At 37.7% G+C, this 15,880-nt stretch carries 14 protein-coding genes; 6 read left to right on the top strand and 8 right to left on the bottom strand.

Features of this window, described 5'->3' with window-relative positions; all coding sequences use genetic code 11:
• Positions 1-6: 6 nt before the first annotated feature.
• The 7 genes from J2786_RS15100 to hflX all read right to left on the bottom strand — a co-directional run bounded on the left by J2786_RS15100 (position 7) and on the right by hflX (position 7,971).
• Positions 7-1,245, bottom strand: a complete 1,239-nt coding sequence (locus J2786_RS15100) for a hypothetical protein (RefSeq protein ID WP_047426856.1) — start codon at positions 1,243-1,245, stop codon at positions 7-9.
• Positions 1,246-3,270 (bottom strand): hypothetical protein, encoded by a 2,025-nt coding sequence (locus J2786_RS15095; protein WP_047426853.1) that lies wholly within the window; start codon positions 3,268-3,270, stop codon positions 1,246-1,248.
• Between the two features lie 17 nt (positions 3,271-3,287).
• Positions 3,288-3,956 carry a hypothetical protein gene (locus tag J2786_RS15090; protein WP_047426848.1) on the bottom strand — a complete coding sequence of 223 codons (669 nt, stop codon included), beginning with the start codon at positions 3,954-3,956 and terminating at the stop codon, positions 3,288-3,290.
• Positions 3,957-4,088: 132 nt separating this feature from the next.
• Complete coding sequence (locus J2786_RS15085) at positions 4,089-4,808, bottom strand: DNA alkylation repair protein (protein ID WP_047426845.1); 720 nt, start codon at positions 4,806-4,808, stop codon at positions 4,089-4,091.
• Positions 4,809-6,092, bottom strand: coding sequence for a cation:proton antiporter (locus tag J2786_RS15080; RefSeq protein WP_047426842.1), 1,284 nt, complete (start codon positions 6,090-6,092; stop codon positions 4,809-4,811). It lies immediately after the preceding gene.
• A 20-nt stretch (positions 6,093-6,112) separates the two neighbouring features.
• Complete coding sequence (locus tag J2786_RS15075; RefSeq protein ID WP_047426839.1) at positions 6,113-6,748, bottom strand: DUF4919 domain-containing protein; 636 nt, start codon at positions 6,746-6,748, stop codon at positions 6,113-6,115.
• Positions 6,748-7,971: a GTPase HflX gene (gene hflX / locus J2786_RS15070; protein WP_047426836.1), complete on the bottom strand. Its 1,224-nt coding sequence runs from the start codon at positions 7,969-7,971 to the stop codon at positions 6,748-6,750. The genes J2786_RS15075 and hflX overlap by 1 nt, the downstream gene beginning before the upstream one ends.
• A gap of 194 nt (positions 7,972-8,165) precedes the next feature.
• On the opposite strand from hflX, the gene J2786_RS15065 reads away from it, so the two are divergent.
• The 4 genes from J2786_RS15065 to J2786_RS15050 all read left to right on the top strand — a co-directional run bounded on the left by J2786_RS15065 (position 8,166) and on the right by J2786_RS15050 (position 12,461).
• Positions 8,166-8,873 (top strand): LytR/AlgR family response regulator transcription factor, encoded by a 708-nt coding sequence (locus J2786_RS15065; RefSeq protein ID WP_047427848.1) that lies wholly within the window; start codon positions 8,166-8,168, stop codon positions 8,871-8,873.
• Positions 8,874-9,032: 159 nt separating this feature from the next.
• The gene (locus J2786_RS15060) at positions 9,033-9,506 is read left to right on the top strand and encodes a T9SS type A sorting domain-containing protein (RefSeq protein ID WP_047426833.1); all 474 of its coding nucleotides are present in this window, start codon (positions 9,033-9,035) and stop codon (positions 9,504-9,506) included.
• Positions 9,507-9,512: 6 nt separating this feature from the next.
• On the top strand, positions 9,513-12,035 hold the full coding sequence (locus J2786_RS15055; protein WP_047426830.1) for a beta strand repeat-containing protein: 2,523 nt from the start codon (positions 9,513-9,515) through the stop codon (positions 12,033-12,035).
• Between the two features lie 6 nt (positions 12,036-12,041).
• Positions 12,042-12,461, top strand: a complete 420-nt coding sequence (locus J2786_RS15050; RefSeq protein WP_047426827.1) for a hypothetical protein — start codon at positions 12,042-12,044, stop codon at positions 12,459-12,461.
• 104 nt (positions 12,462-12,565) lie between these two features.
• Here J2786_RS15050 and J2786_RS15045 read toward each other — a convergent pair whose 3' ends face one another.
• Positions 12,566-13,000 carry an META domain-containing protein gene (locus J2786_RS15045; RefSeq protein ID WP_047427845.1) on the bottom strand — a complete coding sequence of 145 codons (435 nt, stop codon included), beginning with the start codon at positions 12,998-13,000 and terminating at the stop codon, positions 12,566-12,568.
• Positions 13,001-13,086: 86 nt separating this feature from the next.
• Between J2786_RS15045 and J2786_RS15040 the strand changes: the two genes are divergently transcribed.
• Entirely contained in the window at positions 13,087-15,291 is a 2,205-nt protein-coding gene (locus J2786_RS15040; protein WP_052186736.1) for a S46 family peptidase, read from the top strand.
• A gap of 81 nt (positions 15,292-15,372) precedes the next feature.
• Entirely contained in the window at positions 15,373-15,849 is a 477-nt protein-coding gene (locus J2786_RS15035) for a YdeI/OmpD-associated family protein (RefSeq protein ID WP_047426824.1), read from the top strand.
• Positions 15,850-15,880: the final 31 nt, after the last annotated feature.

Raw genomic sequence — 15,880 nt, 5'->3', positions numbered from 1 at the left:
GTTTGCTTACCACCGTAAAATTAAGGGTAATTCTCCTTTCTTCGCTTTTATTTTTACCCAATAATGATCAGACTGATTCCCGTACCATACATAGTCGATATCTGAAATGATTCTTTTTTCAGTGATACTCAGTGTTTTCAAAGAAGAATACAGCAAGGCATTATTTCTGATTAAAATGTAGTTTTCATTTAATCGGGGTGACATTGCTATAGTATTTTTGATAGATTCTATCGTAACACCTTTATTATTTTGAATGATTGTATTGGGTTGAAAGGGAATTGCCGTAAACTGATTTTCATTATTGATCCACTTTTCAGACAGAAAGTATTGCCAGGTTTTCTCAGGATCGTCACTCTGAATATCGATCATATAGCTGGGCTGGGTAATCTTTTGAACCGTCTTTTTTTCAACTTCATTAAAATTATCATCATACTCATAAGTAACAATGGTATCATTGATCTGTCTTAGATTTGCAGTAGCCTTTAAAGAATTTGCCCGTAAGGAATCTGCTATACTTTTATTGAAAAAACGGGTAATATTTCTAATATTTTCATTGTCTAACTCCAATTCAAGAAACTGATTTCCTTTCTGAAGCTTTGAAGCAATTCCATTAAAAATTCCCGGGTTTGAATTATTTTTGATCTCAATTTCGTCATCATTCAGCTCAATAGAAAAGTTTTGAATTTTCTGCCCTGAAATAAATGAAATACTTCCCAATGTATTGTGAATAAATTGATCTGCATCCCAAACGCGATGTACAGAATTCTGTAACAGCTTTTTCTGAAGGGTTTCAAAAGCATGATCTGAAGTTCCCGCAACGCAATAATTTCCTTCTATCATAAAGAAAAGCTGTTCCTTCTGAAAACGGTTATTTCCTTTATCAACAAAGTTTTGCTTCCTCAAATAGGTGATAAATTGATGAGAATCTTTAAGTTCTAAAACAGTGTACCATTGAGAAAATCCAGTGTCTTTAATATGGAACATCTGTAGAAAATCAGGAATTCTGGTCCCTGAATCTTTCAGTGATCCGGAGCTTTTACTTTTTGTTTTACTTCCGGACCATTTTGAAGGATGAGTTACTAAGCTGAAGAGATATTGTCCCGTTAATTTCTTCGTATCGATCAAAACAACTGCATCTGCATTGTCGGGAATATATTTCAGTCTTTTATTTTTGTGAAAAACTAAAAAATATACTCCAACAGCGAGCAATAAAAATAACGGGACAATAATCTTCTTTTTTTTCATCTATAAAATCTGAGGCTTTTTCTCTGTTTCTTTTGTTTTAAAAACCTGATCGAATATGTCAAAGAAATACATTAAGCTGTTTTCCGAAGAATCTTTGATATTATAATTCATCTCAGACTGGATGCTTTCTCCTTTTACTTCTGTTTTATAATAAAGCTCACCCACATTTTTTTTGATGGCTTCCAATGTTTTTCTCTCTTTCGGGCTTTTGAATTCTTTATCCAATCCTGTTAAAAGTTTCTGAATATCCAACCTTCCGGATAAAGGATATTTAGCAGAATCTTTTGCCCATTTTCTGGAAATCTCAGATTGGTTTACCGGTAAAATATTATCTGCTGAACTCATAAGATACACTACTCCATCTTTCACAGTAAAAAACAACTGATCAACATAACCTCCGTTTTTTTCTTCTTTAAATGTGTACAGATCGCCTTTTTTAGAGAACCTTTCAGATAGTTTTTTGTTGTTGGTCAGCACATCAAAAATACGGTTCCAATAGCCTTCATTCTCTGTTGCAAAAGCGAAAGTAAAGTTGGGAACAGCAATCTCTTTGGTTTTCTTCACTTCTTTTTCATTGAAATCTGCATCATACTCATAATCGGTATATTCTACTTTTTTGGATTTCAATTCGTTTAAAACAAAAATTCCGTTTCCAGGTGCTATTTTGGCAATAGCCTCTTCATCCAGCACTATTTTCATAGTTTCCATGATCAGCTCTATTTCTTTTTTGTACTCATTTTCTCCTGAATTCTGAAGAAGACTGTACATCATATCAAAACATTTTGCGCCATTAACGTTCACTGCATAGTAACCTACACTTTTTTCATTGATCAGCTGCAGCAATTTTTTGTTTTTCTTTCCTTTATAAATGGCAGAGATATTCTTTTGAATGTCATTATTCCTATGCTGATAATTATTAACAAGTCTCACCTTGTCTTTATCAAAATACAGATTGTACGAATAATTGGAGTTGTACATATTTTTGAAAAACTGTTCGTAACCAGAATACTTTGTCATTTTTCCGTAGATCCCTTCATTGACAATTCTTCCATAATCTGTATACACAAAAACATCAGAACCGGCATCCCGGAATGCAAGCATATATTTTGGAACTTCAATTTCTAAATTTGAACTGAAATATTGGTCAAAACGATCTTCAGCATTCTTTTTAACAACCTTAAAGTTTTCTCTGCGGATAGAATCCTGTTCTTTTTTATAGGCTAAATCCTCCTCTTCATCGTAAGCGTAAGGCTCACCTGGCATTTCCTCTCCATTTTCAGCATTTTCAGGAGTTTCTTTCTCTGCAGGATATTTATGATGTTTCTGCAGGTATTTGATATCTTTCTGGATCCTTGCGATCTCGTTGTTGTTATCTTTAATACTTTCTTTCAGATACTTGACATCTTCCTTCAGGCTTTTGATTTCCTCTTTGTAATCAAAAGGTTTTTCCGGTTCATCGGTATAAACCGTATCGCCCGGCTCTGCATAAGCGGAATCAACAACGGCAACGGCAGTACTATCTGTAACGGCTTCAGTTGACCAAAGATCCTTATATGGCTTGGTATAGCTGATCATGCTGAGAACGGCACGGCTCCCGTTCCATGCAACGAAAATATCATCATTGATATCTACGTAAGAATAGTTCTTTCTGCTGGAGACTTCCTGCCCTTTTTTCTTCACAGAATTAATAAACTCCTGGAATTTTTCTTTATTATCAATGATAAAATGCGTGTTATAGGTTTTAATGGAATCATTAAAACTTGCGTAGTGATATTGAACAGCGTCATACTTGATTCCTGTTTTGGAGTAATCTGTCCAGGAAAGATTTTCTTTGCTCTTTTTACTGAGTTCATGCAGCAAAGGATTCAGCTTATTCCAATTGATTTTATTATTAAGCTGTTTTCCGTTGACTTCCATATAAAATACAGCATCGGAAGGGATTTTCATACTGTTTTGGGCCAGAACCAATGTAAAGCCAAAGAGAACGAAAATAATGGTTTGCGTTTTTAATAAGATAGATTTCATGACTATAGTTTAGAAATTTATTGAAAAAGAATGGTGTTTTGAATTTGCTTTTTTTGAAGGATCAGATCCAGAATATCAGCTTCCAGCTTAAGAGCTTTCTTATTGGGGGAAAGCACATAAGTATTATTGGTTTGTGATTTTACAGCGTTTTCGAACTGCATGATAGAAGTATAGCGGGCATCGTTAAAAACCTCTTTATCGGCCTTGCTCATTTTATCGTAATCTTCTTTGAAAGTATTGACTTTATTTCTTGTCAAGGTCTTTTTTTCAAGATTTTGGCTATAGACTTGGGTTGGAACCATTTTGCCCAGGATTTTCTGAGACTTCAGTTTATCCAGACCGGCATTGATGTTTTCGATTTTTTTAAAATTGCAGCTCAGCTTGATGATGTAATTCTCGAAATCCATGGAAGTTTTCACATTACTGATTCCCGGAGTTGCCTTAAAAATTTTGGCAGCTTCATTGATTTTGTTTTCAATTTCAGCCTTTTTGGGAACTTTTTTTCCGTTAATGGTTTCCATCTTGGAGATGGATGCCAGACGTGTTTTGCTCTTGCTGGCGTTAAGAATAATAGTGTACTCTCCTGTACCATCAGCTTTTACGTTCACCTTATCCAGGATATCGAAACAGCTTGTTAGAAATAGCAGAGGGAGCAGAAGAAGAAATAGTTTACATCTTTTTTTCATGATTAGGCTTAAAACCACAAAATTACTTAATTCCGGCCTTAAATCCTTATAATCTTTGATTTTTTGGGCATAAATAGCTGTTTCCCGGTACTTTTTTAGGGAAAATACGGTACTATTTCCGTATATTATTTTTTAAACACGCCCTTTGAGATAATCCTGGCGAAGATCTTCATCCAGTTTTTCAATAGCATACCGAAGACAGGTTCTGGGCATTTCCTGGTAATATAAATTCAGATAGCTGATCAGTTCTCCTTCATTTTTATTTCCCATTTCCCTGAGCAGCCATCCGTTTGCTTTATGCATCAGGTCATGGGAATGTTTCAGATTTCTTGTGACGAATTCTTTTGTCAGATCAAATAATCCTTTTTTTATATAATGCATTGTTCCTACAACAGCGATTCTCTTATGCCACATTTCTTCAGATTCTGAAAGTTCTCTAAGCAGATTTTCTTTCTGATTTTCAAAGGCATATCTGCCCAAAATTTTATAACAGGTTGAATCTACCAGATCCCAGTTGTTCACATAAGGAAGGTGATTCAGGTAAAAAGCTACCACCTCTTCTTTTACAGCTTTATCTTTTGTTTTTTCGAATTTTGAAATCAGCATAAAAAGAGCGGTCAGTCTATGCTCATGATATTTTGAAGAAAGTAAGGTGCTGAGTTCCTTTAAATTTATTTTTGAATAATATTCTTTCGCAACAGAGCGCTGGTCTGGAACTTTTACGCCCAGAAACAAATCGCCCTCACCATATTCTCCTTCTCCCGTTTTGAAAAATCGTGGAAAGAATTCCGCCTTTTCAGGAATGGACAAAACAGCAAGTGCTTCCTGTATTTCTTTAATAATACTCAACATTTAAACTTTCTCTTCTAATGCAGTATTTCCATGCTCTTCCTCTTCTGCAATTTGTTTAGGATTGGCTACTTTAGCAATGGTAAGCCCCTGAACAATAATTGAGAAGACTACTACACAATAGGTAATACTTAAAATAATCTCACTGTATTCACTCTTAGGAATAGACATCGCCAACGCAATGGAAACTCCTCCGCGAATTCCACCCCAAACCAGAACCTTTACGGTCTGTGGACTGAAACTTCTTCTCAGAGAAGTAAATTTTGTAGGCCCCCAGATAGAAATAAATCTGGCAAACAAAACGACCACAATGGCAGCTAATCCCGGAATCATGAAATGTCTGAGATCTTTAATCATCAAAAGTTCAAATCCGATGAACAGGAATAATACAGCATTCAGGATTTCATCAATCAATTCCCAGAATTTGATCAGATAGTCCTGAGTAACAGACTTCATTTTAAAACTCCTGTTGAAATTCCCCATGAATAACCCTGCGGCAACCATCGTCAATGGTCCTGAAATATGCATTTGACGGGCAATAAGATAACCTCCCATCACTACAGAAAGTGTTACCAATACAGAGATAATATAATCATCCACCTCACGCATCAATCTTGAAGTAACCCATCCTAACAGAACCCCAAGTAAAAGACCTCCTCCAGCTTCTTTAAGCAGAAGCAATCCAATCGTTTCAACACTCAGATCCACTTCTTTTCCGATTGCCAGTTGTAAGATCACTGTAAATACTACAACCGCCATACCGTCATTAAAAAGAGATTCTCCGGCCACTTTTGTTTCCAGTGATTTGGATACATTGGCCTGTTTCAGCACACTCAGAACCGCTACCGGATCGGTAGGAGAAATCAAAGCACCGAAAACAAGACAGTAGATAAAAGGAAGTTTAACCCCCACATAAGGAAGCAGGTAAAACATTCCGAATCCTACTACAAAGGTAGAAATTACAACACCTACTGTGGAAAATATCACTACAGGTCTGAACTGTTCTTTCAGGTCATTAATATTAATATGGATACCTCCTGCAAAAAGCAGAAAATTAAGCATAGCTCCCATCAGAACTTCTGTAAAGTCTATACTGTCCATCAGATTGTGAAGGTGTCCGAATGTTCTTGGAAGAACCGTTTCCCCGAACAGTACCAGAAAAATAGATACCACAATGGCAATCACCATGATTCCAATAGTGCTCGGAAGTTTTAAAAATCTATAGTTAAGATAGGCAAATATTGATGCTAATACGATTAATGCTGAAAATGAATAATATAATTCCACTAAGTGTTTTTATTTTAAGATTAATTGGTGAGTTCCAAATAAAGTATTTTGATATAAATCTGTTTCCCATCCTTTTGCCAGATGTCAAACATGGCATCTTTAGAAGCTTTTGAACTCCTTGTGTAATCCTGTCCTATATTCAGAATGTTCAGAAGAATATACTCATCTCCTACTGAATTGACGATATAGGCTGTTTTCTCGGATTTTCCGTCTCCCGAACTTCTTATTCCTTCAGTAAGTGCACGAAATTGGTTCAGATGGTGTATAAAGTTATTTCCATCTTTTACGGAATCATAAGCCCTGAGAAGAATCAGCAGTACATCCAGGTTGGTAGGATCTTTACCATACAAAGCCTTTCCCTGTTTGATACAGTCTGCAAAATTATTTTGCTTAAAGGCTTCTACAAGACTTTTAAAGCTTTCATCTGATGTACTTATTTTATCGTTTCTAAAATTTCTTCCATAGTACAGATATTGAGCTTCTATACTATCCAGAGATTTAGGATACCCTTTAAATTTGAAAATAAGCTTCTCATAATTGTATGGCGAGTCCTCAGTCCTGAGACTTTTTTCAATAGTTTTCAAATCGATTTTTGATTTCTGGCTGAATCCAAAAACCGAAAACAGGACGAATAAAAGGAAAAAATGGTATTTCATTAATTGTTGCTTTCTTCTTCGTCGTTGTCGAAATATTCGAAAAGGAAATCGTTGTATGGGAATCTGGAAATATGAATTTTCATGACCTCATCATAGATCATCTTCTTCATTTCCGGAAAGTTTTCCTTCGTTAATGCAGAGATGAAAACTGTGGGATACTTAGATTTTGCCATCCACGTTTTTTTCCATTCTTCCAGAGAGATATTTTTGCGGGTAGAAGGGGTAAGATCATCCTCATCCTTTTTCTCATAACTGAAATCGTCAATCTTATTGAAAATCATGATCATCGGTTTCTGATGAGCATTGATCTCCATCAGGATATGATTTACAGATTCTATGTGATCTTCAAAGCTTTCGTGAGAAATATCCACCACATGGATCAAAAGGTCGGCTTCACGAACCTCATCCAATGTAGATTTAAAAGATTCTACCAGCTGAGTAGGAAGTTTTCTGATGAATCCTACGGTATCTGTCAACAGAAACGGTAAATTTCCAATTACCACTTTTCTTACTGTAGTATCCAGTGTTGCAAATAATTTATTTTCAGCAAAAACTTCGGATTTTGAAATGGAATTCATTAAAGTAGATTTCCCTACGTTGGTATATCCTACCAAAGCTGCACGAACAACTTTCCCACGGTTATTACGCTGGGTAGCCATTTGCTTGTCAATCGTCTTCAGTTTTTCTTTCAGCAAAGTAATTCTGTCACGGATAATACGACGGTCAGTCTCAATCTCCGTTTCACCGGGACCTCTCATTCCAATTCCCCCTTTCTGACGTTCAAGGTGGGTCCACATTCTTGTCAGTCGTGGTAAAAGATACTGATATTGTGCCAGTTCCACCTGCGTTCTCGCGTAGGAAGTCTGTGCTCTCTGGGCAAAAATATCAAGAATAAGATTGGTACGGTCCAGGATTTTTACTTCCATATCTCTTTCCAGGTTTTTAAGCTGTGAAGGAGAGAGTTCATCATCGAAAATTACGGTTCCGATCTCGTTTTCTTTTACATATTCTTTTATCTCAATCGCTTTTCCACTTCCGATAAAGGTTTTGGAATCAGGCTGAGTTAGTTTTTGGGTGAAACGCTTTTCTACGGTTGCTCCTGCTGTGAAAGCTAAAAACTCCAGTTCATCTAAATACTCCGTCAGTTTTTCTTCGTCCTGATTCTGGGTAATAACACCCACAAGGACTGCTTTCTCATAGTTATGTTCTTTCTTTTCTAACATTAAGTTCTGTCTATGTTTATGATTTTTACAAGTTAATATTTTTCAGAAAAAAAACAAAATCAATTTTTATTTAATAACATATTTTAATATAAATTTAAGTTTCCCCGTGAATGATATTCAAAAAATCAATAACTTTATATAATAAATTTCTGATTTTTAAATATTTAAATCAAAAAACTAATCTCCGGAATATCATGATTACCCATATCAGATGCATGATTATTGATGATGATGAACTGGACAGGCTGGTTCTTCAGCATTACATCAGGCAATATCAAAACATTGAAATTGTTGCTACTTTCGATGCTGCAGAAAAAGCAGTTCCCTATCTTGACATTCCTGTTGATCTCCTGATTACTGAAACCAATTTAAAAGGCATGAGCGGTATTGAACTCCGTAAACTCGCTCATAAGATTCCTGCCTGTATTTTCGTAAGTTCACATCCGGAGCTGGCTGCCGGAGCTTTTGAGATTAATACTTTAGATTTTATTACGAAACCTCTTACCGCAGAACGCTTTCATTATTCCATGGAAAAACTCTTTGATTTTTTTGAAGTAAAGGAAAAATGCGAATGTTATGATGCAATGGTAGGAGAAAACTGCATCAAAATAAAAGAAGGAGGTCATATTTTTCAGATCAAAATGAAAGACATTCTCTATCTTGAAGCTTTGAAGGATTATACCAGGATTATCACTCTTGAGAAAAATCACTGTATTCTAAATTCACTGGGCAATCTCCTGCAAAAAAGTTTCTTTGATTCTTTTGTCAGAATACACAGAAGCTATGCCGTTCCACGCCATCTTATCCGCGGAAAGAACTGCCATGAAATAGAACTGGCGCATCATATCAAACTGCCTATCGGGCGCACCTACAAGGATAATCTCTCTTTTTTCAATCCTTAAGAAGGCTCAGCGAAACTGTACAGTAACTCACAAAATGCAGTTGGTCGATTATTTCTGCCGTTGGTCTATTTTCCTGCCATTTGATTGAGATAGGTGGTAATTTAGTCTTCCCAAATTTCCCAAGAAAAACACATCTATTAATCACCAAAACTGTTATCCATGGAAAGAATATCTATTTATTGTATTATTCTGTCTGTCTTTTCCGTCCCCATACTGCACGCTCAATCTGCAGTTTTAGCAGCGGGATTGGATGCATCAGCAGCTAATGGTTTTGTTTCGTACAGTGTAGGTCAGGCAACCTATCTGGAAAAAGGAACAGGACAGGTTCTCGAAGGTGTTCAACAGCCTTACGAAATAATTACTCTTACTTCCCTTGAAACTTCTTCTGAACTCACAGGCATTTTGCTTTATCCTAATCCTTTCAGAGATTACTTGTATCTGGATTTCACCTCAAATAATTTTAAAGGATCAGAGTATCAGTTATTTGATGCCCAAGGTAAGCTGATAAAAAAAGATAAGATTTCACAATCCAAATCTGAGCTTAATTTCTCCTCACTTCCTTCCGCTATGTACATCATAAGGATCACTCAAAATGGGGAAAATATTCAAACTTTTAAAATTATCAAAAAATAAAATGCCATGAAAAAAATATTATCACTGTTTTGGATTCTGACAGGTTTCTTCATGGGACTTTCTCAGGCTCCGGAAAAAATGAGCTACCAGGCTGTCATGAGAAACGGTTCCGGACAACTCTTAGTCAATCAGGCCATTGCGGTAAAAGTAAGCATATTACAGGGTTCCCCTGCCGGAGCCGCAGTCTATTCAGAAAGACTTACCGGGAATACGAATGCCAATGGGCTTATCAGTCTTGAAATAGGAACGGGAACTGTGCTTACAGGCACATTTGCCAGTATTGATTGGCCTGCAGGAAGCTATTACTTAAAAACAGAAACAGATCCTGCGGGAGGAACCAGCTATACCATAGTAGGAACCAGCCAGCTGTTAAGCGTTCCTTATGCTATGTATGCCAAATCTGCAGGTGGAGGCGGTGGTAGTTTTGCTATTCCTTACAGCACGACCGTTAATAATGCTTCCACTCTATTTTCATTGATCAATGATGGAGATGGCACTTCCCTGGAAGGAGTAAATAATACAACTACATCAAATATTTCTGCAGTAAGGGGAATTGTAAGCAATGCTTCTCCCGGTGGATTTTCCAGCGCTGTCCGCGGTATTAATAACGGAACAGGAGGACTTGGAGTTGGAATATACGGAAGCCAGGCCGGAAGCGGATGGGGAGTTTATGGTACAACCCCTAACGGTTTAGGAGTTTACGGAAATGCCACCGGAAATGGTTATGGAGTCTATGCCAACAGTAACACAGGAACAGGTCTTAATGCTACCAGTAATACTGGAATCCCAGCTGCTATTTCTATTAATAATAATGCGAATAACAATGTTGCCCTTAGCGCATCCAGTGTGGGAAATGGTACAGTTGTAAATGTTACAACCTCAGGAAACGGAGCCGGAGTACGAAGTTCTACAGGATCCGGATTTGGACTTCATGGAATAACTTCCGCACAGACTTCTGCAGGTGTTGTAGGGGATAACAACGGAGGAGGCGAGGCAGTAGTGGGTAGAACCACAAGTGATATTGCCGGAGCTGTAGTAGGACGTAATGACGGAGGCGGATACGGAGTAAGAGGATTTGTTGCCACCAATACATCCGGAACAGGTATCGGAGTTTACGGCCAGGTAGGTTTGAATAGCAGTACCGGACGTGCCGGAAGATTTGAAAATTTTAACAATACAAATACTGATGCCAATACTTTTGAAGTGGTATCTAATGGAAATGGAAATATTCCTGATAATACCAAAGGCAATGCCGCTTCTTTTCTACTCAATAATACCAATAGTGTTGGAGCTGCTGTAAGAGGGGAAGTCAATACTATTTTCGGAAACTTTGGTGCGGCAGCTATTTTTGGAGTGTCGTCAGGAACAGGAGGACGCGCCGGACTATTCTACGCTTCCAATCCTGCCGGAAACGGAGCATCACTGATCGCTTTGACAGACGGTAACGGAAACGCCATTACAGCCAATGCAGGCAAAGACGGAAATGGTGTTGAAACCAACATTGATGGAGCCGGAAATGCGCTCTATGCCTGGGTTCCTTCTTTTGCTACCGGACGTGCCGCAAGATTTGAAATATATAATGAGAATAATACAAGTGATGTAATAACATCAACTACTGTTGGAAACGGTATTGCTGGGAATTTTAAAGTGGACCGAACTACAGGGACTTCTCCCGCCATAAGAGCTGAAGTAAATTCACAGTTTGCTAATTTCGGGACAGCAGGTGTGTATGCAATATCATCCGGAACAGGAGGATATGCAGGTTTATTCCATGCTTCCAATCCTGCCGGAAACGGACCCGCATTAGTTGCTATTGCAGACGGAAATGGAAATGGTATCACAGCGAATGCCTCAAATACCGGAGACGGGGTTGAAACAACAGCAGACGGAACAGGAAATGCCATTTTTGCGTGGGTACCTAATTTCGGACAAGGACGTGCTGCTAGATTTGCTAATTTTAATACAGCCAATACAAACCCACCACTTACAGTAGAAACCCACAGCAACGGCTCTATCGCTGTATTTAAATCCGGAAATCCAGGCACTGTGAATGTGGCCAGAATCAATTCTGCGGGACGTGGATTTTTCAATGGTGGTACACAAAACAGCGGTGCCGACGTTGCTGAAGCTTTTGATGTAAACGGAAGCATCTCCGAATATGAGCCTGGTGATATTCTTGTTATCTCAACAAAAGCAGACAGAACAGTTGAAAAGTCTTCAACTCCTTATTCTACTCTTGTTGCCGGGGTATACGCTACTAAACCCGGGGTACTTCTTACTGAAGAACATATTGACACTGATATTTCCAATAAAGCCCCAATGGGAGTTATTGGCGTAATTCCGACTAAAGTATGTCTTGAGAACGGAAAAATAAAAAGAGGAGACCTTTTGGTAACTTCATCTAAAGCAGGTGTTGCCATGAAAGCGGATATCAACAAGGTAAAAATAGGACAGGTAATCGGAAAAGCACTTCAGGATTATGACCAAAAAGAGATTGGAAAAATTCAAGTATTAGTCAACATAAAATAAACCGTCATGAAAATAGCATATATTATCCCATTATTATTTTTGAGCACTATTATCTATGCTCAGGAAAATAAAAAGGCTGCTCCGATAGAGGAAGATCAATCACTGGTTGTAAAACAGGCACAGGAACAGCAGGCGAAACTCATGCAGGAAGCCAAGGAAAACAGTGAAAAGAAAACGGTCAACTCAGGTTTGGTTTCTGATCATGGGATGGAAAGTAAAAAACAGGAAGCCAAAGCCAAAGCAGCAGCAGACAATTCAGGAAAACTTCTTCCCAATACAGCAAGTCTTGAAGACTTAAAAAAAACAATTCCAAACAGACAGGCATATCGCAATACTATAAATTCTAGGAACACAAAAATGACAGTTACCGGGCTGCCCAACACAGCAACCCTGGAAGAAATAAAAAAAACGATTCCCAAAAACTAATAACTCTCAAAACTAGTAACCACAAAAAGCTGATAACCAAACTAGATTTTTCAAACAAAGAAGTCCGCTGCAACGCGGACTTTTTATGTTCTAAAAAGGCATTATTAATCCCAATCAGCAGCCACAAACTTCATTGTATTTCCATGATCATCGGATAAGGTAAGAAAATGTCCTTCAATAGAATAGTGAGTCATGGTTTCTATTTTCTTCTGAAAAGAAGTTTCAAGATTCATATCCTGGCAGGCTTTCATTGTACTCACTCCTTTTGAGATGTTCACTTTTCCTCCTTTTTTAAACTCTGAAATAAAAGACATCCGGTTACATCCCATATAAGCGCTCGCCTGAATTTTACCCTTTACCTTATTGGCCGTCAGGTTCATTTCGGCTTTATGGGCTATTAATTGATCTTTTGAAAAACCATCAAAAGTAACGAGCATCCATTGCCTTTGAAGAAAGGGATCTTTGGCGGGTACTGAGGAACAATTCAAAACGAGTCCTAAAAGTAAAACGGCAAAAAGTGGTAATAGTATCTTTTTCATGCGGATTATCATCCCATTTTCATACCAACCCGGAACAGAATCTCGTAAAAATTAGTAAATTAGCGACACAAAAATTATTTTATAAAATGAAAAGACTATTTCTACTATTCACTTTCTTACTGGGCTTTGCTCAGATGAGGGCGGATGAGGGGATGTGGCTGCTAATGCTCATCAAAAGACTTAACGGTGTTGATATGCAAAAAGAGGGTCTACATCTTACGCCTGAAGAGATTTATTCAGTAAACAATTCAAGTTTAAAAGATGCTATCGTAAGTTTCGGTGGTTTCTGTACAGGTGAAATTGTTTCGGATAAAGGACTTATATTTACCAACCACCACTGTGGTTACGGTGCTGTTGCTGCGGCTTCTACACCAGAAAAAGATTATTTGAAGAACGGTTTCTGGGCAATGAAACAGAAAGACGAATTCAATGCAAAGGATCTTTATGTAAGATTTTTAGTGAGAATGGATGATGCTACGCAAAGAATCAATTCTAAACTAAACAACAATATGACCGGGGCAGAGAGAAAAGCTGTTATTGATGCTGAAACTAAAGCAATCCAGACAGAAAACTCTGAAAACGGGAAATATACGGTAGTGGTAAGAGATTTCTTCAACGGAAATGAATTCTACTATTTCGTATACCAGGATTATAAAGATATCAGACTAGTAGGTGCTCCCCCTTCATCTTTAGGAAAATTCGGAGGAGATACAGATAACTGGGAGTGGCCAAGACATACAGCAGACTTCACAGTTTTCAGAGTGTATGCTGATGCTGCAGGAAACCCTGCTGAATATTCTCCAAGCAACACTCCACTGAAACCTAAGCACTTCCTTCCGGTTTCTCTTAAAGGAATTAAGCCTGGTGATTTCTCAATGATCTTAGGATATCCCGGAAGAACAAACCGTTACCTGACTTCTTATGGAATTCAGCAGATGGTAACTAAAGATTACCCGGCATGGGTTGAAGCTTCTAAATTGGCTATGGATGTAATGAAAAAGTACATGGACAAGGATAAGGCAACTCAACTTAACTATGCTTCTCAATATGCTTCTGTAGCTAACTACTGGAAAAACAGACAAGGTACTATCGATGCAGTAGAGAAAAACGGAACCATTTCCGATAAACAAAAGATTGAGGAAACTTACAATAAGTGGGCTGCAATGCCAGGAAATGATCAGTACAATGGTGTTTTAGAAGACATTGGTATATACTATAAGCAAGTTTCTGATAGAAATGTTGAAAGAAACTATGCTTCTCAGTTCTCAAGAAATGCAAAATATATTACCCTTGCATTACAGGTAGGATCTGTTCTTAAAGCTTACGCTGCTCAGGATATGCAGGGAAGATTAGCAATGAAAGCTAAAACTGAAGCGGCAATCAAAGCTGCTTATGAAAACTTCAATCCATCTTTGGAAGGAGAAATGCTTGCGGCTATGACCAGTCTTTATCAGGCAAGAGTTAAAAACCCTGACGTTGCTTCTGCTACTATTTTAGGATTGGATGCTAAGACTGTTTCTAATTTAGCATATTCATCAATCTTCGCCAATAAGACTTCTGCAACGAACTTCTTGTTAAACCCGGATGCATTGAAACTTGATGCTGATCCACTTTGGAAAGCAGCTAACGGAATTGTTGCTGACCAAAAAATCAGTATAGAAAGATTTGTGAAAATAGATGACAACTTTGCAAAAAACAACCGTCTGTTCCTGGCAGGTCTGATGAAGGCAATGCCTGAGAAGAAATTCTACCCGGATGCAAACTCTACAATGAGATTAACTTACGGTACTGTAGATAAATTACCGATCAGAAATGACAGAAACTATTTCGGAGTTACTGATAACTATTATACAGATATGACTGGTCTTGTTGGAAAATACAAGAAAGGGGATGAAGAATTTGATCTTCCTCAAAGAGTGATTGATCTTTACAACCTTAAAGATTTCGGTCAGTATGCAGATGCTGCAGGTTATATGCCTGTAAACTTCCTTTCTAACAATGATATTACAGGAGGTAACTCTGGTTCTCCGGTAATTGATGGAGACGGAAACCTTATCGGTATTGCTTTCGACGGAAACAGTGAAGCATTAAGCGGTGATATCGTATTCGAGCCTGAATGGCAGAAAACCATCAACGTAGACGTTCGTTTTGTTCTTTGGACAATTGATAAGTTTGCGGGAGCAAGAAGAATAGTTGACGAGTTGAAGCTTGTAAGAGATGCCAACACTCCGGCTGACACAAAAACTAAAAACTCTGGTACTACCACAACGCCTAAGAAAGTTAAAAAATAATCATCTTAACTGATATATTTTTAAAACCGTGAAATTTACTTTCACGGTTTTTTTATTTTTGACTATTAAAAATATTCCATCATGAATGCAAACCCTATCCAATTCACCGCCATTATTCAGCAGAACGGAGCAATGAATGCTGCGTTTGTAGAATTCCCGTTTTCTACAGAGGAATTGTTTCATAAAAAAGGACTGGTAAAGATAAAAGCTGTATTCGATGATAAGGTTGAATACCGTGGGAGCCTTGCCAAAATGAATTCTGACTGTCATATTTTAGGACTGACTCAGCAAATCAGAAAACAACTTGGCAAAACCTTCGGAGATGAGGTTTCTGTTTCTCTTACTGAAGACAAAGAGGAAAGAGTGGTTGCGATTGCGGATGACATCACCAATGTTTTTAATGAAAATCCGGAAGCGAAGGCTTTATTTGACAAAATGAGCTACACGCACAGAAAGGAATACATCCGCTGGATTGAAGAAGCCAAAAAACCGGAAACAAGAGAAAACAGAAAGATAAAAATGATCCAGATGATTCTGAATGGAAAAAAGGGGATATAAAAAAGAGTCCAGGAAATCCTGAACTCTTATA

This window comes from Chryseobacterium vietnamense (genome assembly GCF_031454475.1).
Taxonomy (GTDB): Bacteria; Bacteroidota; Bacteroidia; order Flavobacteriales; family Weeksellaceae; genus Chryseobacterium; species Chryseobacterium vietnamense.
This window is presented reverse-complemented; position numbering and strand designations above follow the sequence as displayed.

Excerpts from the sequence above, each read along its gene's own strand:
- J2786_RS15040 (WP_052186736.1), top strand. The coding sequence starts at position 13,087 with ATGAAAAGACTATTTCTACTATTCACTTTCTTACTGGGCTTTGCTCAG.
- J2786_RS15100 (WP_047426856.1), bottom strand. The coding sequence starts at position 1,245 with ATGAAAAAAAAGAAGATTATTGTCCCGTTATTTTTATTGCTCGCTGTT.
- J2786_RS15060 (WP_047426833.1), top strand. The coding sequence starts at position 9,033 with ATGGAAAGAATATCTATTTATTGTATTATTCTGTCTGTCTTTTCCGTC.
- J2786_RS15055 (WP_047426830.1), top strand. The coding sequence starts at position 9,513 with ATGAAAAAAATATTATCACTGTTTTGGATTCTGACAGGTTTCTTCATG.
- J2786_RS15065 (WP_047427848.1), top strand. The coding sequence starts at position 8,166 with ATGATTACCCATATCAGATGCATGATTATTGATGATGATGAACTGGAC.
- J2786_RS15095 (WP_047426853.1), bottom strand. The coding sequence starts at position 3,270 with ATGAAATCTATCTTATTAAAAACGCAAACCATTATTTTCGTTCTCTTT.
- J2786_RS15045 (WP_047427845.1), bottom strand. The coding sequence starts at position 13,000 with ATGAAAAAGATACTATTACCACTTTTTGCCGTTTTACTTTTAGGACTC.
- hflX (WP_047426836.1), bottom strand. The coding sequence starts at position 7,971 with ATGTTAGAAAAGAAAGAACATAACTATGAGAAAGCAGTCCTTGTGGGT.
- J2786_RS15050 (WP_047426827.1), top strand. The coding sequence starts at position 12,042 with ATGAAAATAGCATATATTATCCCATTATTATTTTTGAGCACTATTATC.
- J2786_RS15090 (WP_047426848.1), bottom strand. The coding sequence starts at position 3,956 with ATGAAAAAAAGATGTAAACTATTTCTTCTTCTGCTCCCTCTGCTATTT.
- J2786_RS15075 (WP_047426839.1), bottom strand. The coding sequence starts at position 6,748 with ATGAAATACCATTTTTTCCTTTTATTCGTCCTGTTTTCGGTTTTTGGA.
- J2786_RS15035 (WP_047426824.1), top strand. The coding sequence starts at position 15,373 with ATGAATGCAAACCCTATCCAATTCACCGCCATTATTCAGCAGAACGGA.
- J2786_RS15085 (WP_047426845.1), bottom strand. The coding sequence starts at position 4,808 with ATGTTGAGTATTATTAAAGAAATACAGGAAGCACTTGCTGTTTTGTCC.